Here is a 5046-nt window from a genome sequence, read left to right on the forward strand (position 1 = left end):
GCGGGCACAGGCGCGCGGGCTGGAGATCGCCGCCGATGTCGACGAGCGGCTGCCGGCGCGGCTGATCGGCGATGCGGCGCGTCTGCGGCAGGTGCTGCTCAATCTGTGCGGCAATGCCATCAAGTTCACCGAATCCGGCGGGGTGGCGCTGATCGCCGAACCGGGCGAGGCCGGCGAATGGCGCGTGATCGTCCGCGACACCGGGATCGGGATCGCGCCGGAGGCCCAGGCGCGGATTTTCCGCGAGTTCGAGCAGGCCGACGCCGGCATCGCCCGCAATTTCGGCGGCACCGGTCTCGGCCTCAGCATCAGCGACCGCATCGTTGCGGCGATGGGCGGCCGCATCACGCTCGACAGTCAGCCGGGGCAGGGCTCGACCTTCACCATCACGCTGCCGCTGACCGCCGCCGAAGACGATCCCGCCGCGACCTTCGCGCCGCCGGATCTACATGGCAGCTCGGTGATGATCGTCTCGCCGCATGGGGTCGAAGCGTCGCTGGCCGCGCGGCGACTGGGGCGCTGGGGCGCCGAGACCTGCCTATGCGATGATATCGCCGCCGCAATGACCCGATTGCCGGAGCGCGACTGGCACGCGGTGCTGATCGATCATGCGTTCGGGCCGGACGCGATCGAGACCCTCGCGCGCGAGGCTCAGTCGCACGCGACCCAACGTCTGGTGATGCTGACGCCGGCGGCACGGCACGAGCTGCTACCGAACCTTCCGACCGCATTCACCGGCTATCTGGTGAAGCCGCTACGCGCCGCCACGCTGGCCGCACGGCTCGGCGCACCGGTCGAGGTCGCGGCGCCGAGTATCGCGGACGGCGATCCGCCGACGCTGCACGATACGCCGTCAGCCATCCCGCATAAGCCGCTCGCGATCCTGGTCGCCGAAGACAACGACATCAACGCGCTGCTGATTCGCGCGCTGCTGCACCGGCTCGGCCACCGCGCCGAGATTGTCGGTGACGGCCGCTGTGCCGTCGAGGCGTGGGGCGCTGCTGACAAGACCGGTACGCCATTTGATCTGGTGCTGATGGACGTGCAGATGCCGATCCTCGATGGGCTGGAAGAGGCTCGTCAGACCAGTGCCGATCCTGGCGCTGACGGCCAACACGCTGGCGGAGGATCGCGAAGCCTGCTTGGCGGCCGGGATGGATGGCTTCCTGATCAAGCCGGTCGATCCCGACGAGCTCGCCGAAATCCTGGCGAACGTATCCGCCGCGCCCCAAGCCGCCTGACACGGCAAGTAAATACCGAACGCCGCTGCTAACAACAAAGTCAGTGGCGATGTCATCGTTCGGCAATCATCGCGTCACATCGCTGTTGAACGGTCATGATTGTTGGTGCGATCAGGCCGCGGCGATTCCGTTACGGGACGGGTGCGGTCGCGAGGACGCCATGCACACCGACCATCTCGCCCGTTCGAAGAAATTCATTAAGCTGCTGCGCCCGGAGACTGCCGGCGCCGCCGCGCAAACTGCAATTACTTGGTTCAAGCCCGCGCTCAAGCTGGCCGAGACCGGCAAGCCGATCGGCCCGTCGCCGGCGACGCTCGGCCGCCTCGGGCCGCTCGAGGTTCGGCTCGCGCAGACCAAGCAGGACGTCAAGCGCGCCCAGAAGCTGCGCTACCGGGTGTTCTACAAGGACGGCACCGCGATCGCCGACGCGCCGACGATGCTGGCCCGGCGCGACAAGGATGCGTTCGATCCGATCTGTGATCACCTCTTGGTGGTCGATCACGCCGCCAAGCCGTCGCTGAGCGGCAAGCAGCCGGTGGTCGGCACCTATCGGCTGCTTCGTCAGGACGTCGCCAATCGCAATGGTGGTTTCTACACCGAGAGCGAATTCGATATCGGCGGACTGATCACCCGACACCCGGAACTGCGCTTTCTCGAACTCGGTCGCTCCTGCGTGCTGCCGCCGTATCGTAACAAGCGCACCGTCGAGCTGCTGTGGCACGGCATCTGGACCTACGTCCGCCAGCACGGCGTCGACGTGATGCTCGGCTGCGCCAGCTTCGACGGCACCGATCCGGATCGCCTGGCACTGCCGCTGTCGTTCCTGCATCACTACGCGCCGGCGCCGGAAGCCTGGCGCGCCCGCGCGCATCCGTCACGCTATGTCGAGATGAACCGGCTCCCGAAGGAAGCGATCGACCAGAAGGCCGCGCTGCGCGAGCTGCCGCCGCTGATCAAAGGCTATCTGCGGCTCGGCGCCACGATCGGCGAGGGTGCGGTGATCGATTATCAGTTCGGCACCACCGACGTGCTGATCATCCTGCCGGTCTCGGCGATCAGCGCCCGCTACATCGAACATTTCGGCGCCGATGCGTCGCGGCACGCGGCGTAGCAGGGTGCATCCACAAAACTCACCGTCATCACCCGCGAAGGCGGGTGACCCAGTATTCCAGTGCATTTGCTTTCATGCTGAGTGCTGACAATGAGCGCACTGGGATACTGGGTCGCCCGGTCAAGCCGGGCGATGACGTGTCTTAATAGTGATGCGCCGACCAACAACGCGGTGGGCGTGGCTGACGCTTACAACCTTCGCAGCGCCACCGAGTCCACCACGTGGTCGGCGCCCTTTTTCAGGATCAGCGTCGCGCGCGGGCGGGTCGGCAGGATGTTGTCTTCGAGGTTTGCGAGGTTTGTGCGTTCCCAGATCGCGATCGCAGTCGCGGTTGCCTCTTCGTCGGACAGCACCGCGTAGCGATGGAAGTACGACCGCGGATCGTGGAACGCGGTGTCACGCAGCGCCAGGAAGCGCCTGACGTACCAGTCGCGCAGCACCGGCTCGTCGGCATCGAGATAAACCGAGAAATCGAAGAAGTCGGACACCACCGGCACCGCCTTGCCGTCGCGCGGCAATCGGCCGGTTTGCAGCACGTTGACGCCCTCGACGATCAGGATGTCGGGACGGTCGATCACCGTGAACTTGTTCGGCACGATGTCGTAGGTGAGATGCGAGTAGATCGGCGCCTTGACCTTGCGGCGGCCCGACTTGATATCGGACAGAAAGCCGAGCAGCGCCGGCAGGTCGTAGCTTTCCGGAAAGCCCTTCTTCTGCATCAACCCGGCGCGCTCCAGCACCGCGTTGGGATGCAGGAAGCCGTCGGTGGTGACGAGATCGACCGTCGGGCGCGGCGACCAGCGCGCCAGCAGTGCCTGCAGCACGCGCGCGGTGGTCGACTTGCCGACCGCCACCGAGCCGGCGACGCCGATGATGAACGGCATCTTGCGCTCGACCACGCCGAGGAAGCGGCGCTGCGCGTAGTACAGCTGCTGCATCGCCGCGACATGGATCGACAACAGCCGCGACATCGGCAGATAGATTTCTTCGACCTCGCTGAGATCGAGCCGGTCGTGCATCGAGCGGAGCGCCGCAACCTCGGCGGCATCGAGCGTCATCGGCGTGTCTTCACGCATGCTCGCCCATTCCGCCCGCGAGAACACCCGGTACGGGTTGTAGTGGTGCAGATCCGACCTTGCGTCCATCTCGCGGGCCCTTCGCCTTGGTTTTGAGTGGCGGGATTTATTGTTATTGCGGCCGCCCTGTGCGGCCGATGTCGTCAGTCGCGCTTGCGCGATGCCTTTTCTTCCAAGCCCGACATCGAGGTGCGCTGCGCCAGCGCGGCCTCGACTTCCTCGAGCTTCACGCCGCGCGACTTCAGCAGCACCAGCATGTGAAACAGCACGTCGGCGGTCTCGGAGATCAGATGGCCGCGATCGTTCTCGACCGCGGCGATCACCATCTCGACCGCCTCTTCGCCGAATTTCTTGGCGCAGTGCTCGGGGCCCTTGTCGAGCAGCTTCTTGGTATAGGAGCTCTCGCCGCCGGACGCCGCGCGGGCATCGACCGTCGCGGCGAGATCATGAAGGGTGAAACGGGCCATACGCTAACTCTGCCGGTTCTTGGTGCGAGAGTACCGCCCCTCGCCGCGTTACGCTAGGGATCGAGCCGCATCGGCAGCCCGGCCTGGACCATATGATCCTTGGCCTGACGAATGGTGTACTCACCGAAATGGAAGATCGAGGCCGCCAGCACCGCGGTGGCGTGGCCCTCGCGGATGCCGTCGACCAGGTGGTCGAGATTGCCGACGCCGCCCGAGGCGATCACCGGAACGCCGACGCTGTCGGCGATCGCCCGGGTCAGCGGAATGTCGAAGCCCGACTTGGTGCCGTCGCGGTCCATCGAGGTCAGCAGGATCTCGCCGGCGCCGAGCGACACCACTTCCTGGGCGAATTCGATCGCGTCGATGCCGGTACCCTTGCGGCCGCCATGGGTGAAGATCTCCCAGCGATCGCGGCCCGGCACCCGCTTGGCGTCGATCGCCACCACGATGCACTGATCGCCGAATTTCTCGGCGGCTTCCTTGACGAATTCGCGTCGCGCCACCGCGGCGGAGTTGATCGAGACCTTGTCGGCGCCGGAGCGCAGCAGGGTCTTGATGTCGTCGACGGTGCGGACGCCGCCGCCGACCGTCACCGGCATGAAGCAGGCTTCCGCCGTCCGCCGCACCACGTCGAGCATGATGCCGCGGTTCTCGTGGGTGGCGGTGATGTCGAGAAAGCAAAGCTCGTCCGCACCCGCAGCATCATAGGCGATCGCCGCCTCGACCGGATCGCCGGCGTCGCGCAAATCGACGAAGTTGACGCCTTTGACGACGCGGCCGTCCTTGACGTCGAGGCAGGGAATGACGCGGACCTTGAACATCGCCGGCTCCTTAGGCCGCCTTGGCGGCGCCGATCAGCGCCAGCGCCTCAGTGGGATCGAGCCGGCCGTCGTAAAGCGCCCGTCCGGCGATCGCGCCTTCGAGCTTTTTGGCGCGCGGGCTGAGCAGCGTCTTGACGTCTTCGATCGAGGCGAGGCCACCGGAGGCAATCACCGGAATCGAAATCGCCTCGGCGAGCGCAATGGTCGCGTCCCAATTGATGCCCTTGAGCAGGCCGTCGCGGGCGATGTCAGTGAAGATGATGGCGGCCACGCCCGCGTCTTCAAACCGCTGCGCGATGTCGAGCGCGGTCACTTGCGAGCTCTCGGCCC

Annotated in this window: 5 protein-coding genes and 1 pseudogene; 2 read left to right on the forward strand and 4 right to left on the reverse strand. The window is 66.1% G+C overall.

From position 1 onward, the window contains the following. Both DYI24_RS21070 and olsB read left to right on the forward strand, forming a co-directional pair. A pseudogene (locus tag DYI24_RS21070) lies at positions 1 to 1241 on the forward strand (ATP-binding protein); the annotation flags it as partial. A 160-nt stretch (positions 1242 to 1401) separates the two neighbouring features. Next, complete coding sequence (olsB, locus tag DYI24_RS21075; RefSeq protein WP_012494061.1) at positions 1402 to 2352, forward strand: l-ornithine N(alpha)-acyltransferase; 951 nt, start codon at positions 1402 to 1404, stop codon at positions 2350 to 2352. 188 nt (positions 2353 to 2540) lie between these two features. Here olsB and coaA read toward each other — a convergent pair whose 3' ends face one another. The 4 genes from coaA to DYI24_RS21095 form a co-directional block, all read right to left on the reverse strand. After that, positions 2541 to 3497: a type I pantothenate kinase gene (gene coaA, locus DYI24_RS21080; RefSeq protein ID WP_011155883.1), complete on the reverse strand. Its 957-nt coding sequence runs from the start codon at positions 3495 to 3497 to the stop codon at positions 2541 to 2543. 74 nt (positions 3498 to 3571) lie between these two features. Further along, positions 3572 to 3895, reverse strand: a complete 324-nt coding sequence (locus DYI24_RS21085; RefSeq protein ID WP_011155882.1) for a phosphoribosyl-ATP diphosphatase — start codon at positions 3893 to 3895, stop codon at positions 3572 to 3574. Positions 3896 to 3948: 53 nt separating this feature from the next. Then, positions 3949 to 4716: an imidazole glycerol phosphate synthase subunit HisF gene (gene hisF / locus DYI24_RS21090; RefSeq protein ID WP_011155881.1), complete on the reverse strand. Its 768-nt coding sequence runs from the start codon at positions 4714 to 4716 to the stop codon at positions 3949 to 3951. 10 nt (positions 4717 to 4726) lie between these two features. Beyond that, the coding region (locus tag DYI24_RS21095) for a HisA/HisF-related TIM barrel protein (RefSeq protein ID WP_205523619.1) at positions 4727 to 5046 on the reverse strand (320 nt) is incomplete at its 5' end.

Origin of the sequence: Rhodopseudomonas sp. BR0C11 (assembly GCF_010820945.1) — a bacterium.
Taxonomy (GTDB): domain Bacteria; phylum Pseudomonadota; class Alphaproteobacteria; order Rhizobiales; family Xanthobacteraceae; genus Rhodopseudomonas; species Rhodopseudomonas palustris_H.